This window comes from Halorubrum sp. AD140, from assembly GCF_034497445.1.
GTDB lineage: Archaea > Halobacteriota > Halobacteria > Halobacteriales > Haloferacaceae > Halorubrum.
Genome location: NZ_JAXRUU010000360.1, coordinates 1 through 1,010 on the forward strand (window position 1 = coordinate 1; position 1,010 = coordinate 1,010).

General features: G+C 60.7%; 1 protein-coding gene. It reads left to right on the top strand.

Annotation, left to right across the window (positions count from 1 at the left end; all coding sequences use genetic code 11):
- Positions 1 to 1,010: ATP-binding protein (locus U4E84_RS18865; protein WP_322533573.1), on the top strand; the 1,010-nt coding region annotated here is incomplete at both ends.

Below are 1,010 nucleotides of genomic sequence, written 5' to 3' on the forward strand. Positions count from 1 at the left end.
CTAGCGATCCTCGCATCAACCGGGAGCGGGAAATCCTACACCGCAAGCGTGCTGATCGAGGAGATGATGCAGCCAGCGTCCCGAGCGGCGATGCTGGTGTTCGACCCGCACGCGGAGTACGACACGCTCCCGGAGATGCGGCGCGACGAACACAGCCACGTGTTCGAAGGCGACGACGGGTACCGGCCCGAAATCGAAATCATCACGCCCGACGAGATCACGATCCCGATCCCAGACCTCACGTACAGCGACTTACTCGCATTACTTGACGGACCGAGCGACCGGATGCGGTACGTCCTCAACGAGGCCTGGCGCGAACTCACCGACGAGAGCAACCACATCACGCCGCAAGACATCATCAACAAATGCGAGGATGTTGAGGGGGAGCGCAGCGGAACAGTCGATGCGCTTGCGTGGCGATTGAACAAGTCGTTGAACCGGGATTTGTTCGTTCCGGCAGCGCGTGACGAACTCACAGATATCGTTGCGCCCGGGCAAGTCACGGTTCTCAAGCTCAATCGGTTGTCCCAGTCCGACCAGCAGATGCTCGCCGCGGCGTTACTGAGGAAACTGTACGAGGCACGCGAAGCAGCGACACGCGGCGAGGACGATGCGATCGATCATCCCGTCTTCTCACTGTTCGAAGAGGGACATCGATTCGCGCCCGACGGGGACGCTCGCAGCCTCGGAATTCTTCGACGGATCCTTTCGGAAGGCCGGAAGTTCGGGTTCGGCGTCGGTATCATCAGCCAACGCCCGTCGAAACTCGATCCCGACGTGCTGTCACAGTGTGGCACGCAAATCATCATGCAGATTCAGAACCCGAACGACCAACAGGCGATCCGGACGTCGGTCGAAAGCGCCGGTGAGGATGTCCTCGATGAGCTGCCGGGACTCACGCCCGGACAAGCCGTCGTGGCTGGGGACGCGATGAACACGCCCGTCCTACTGAATGTCAGGAAGCGTCACACCGAACACGGTGCCGATAGTCCGGAAGCGACGAAAGAGTG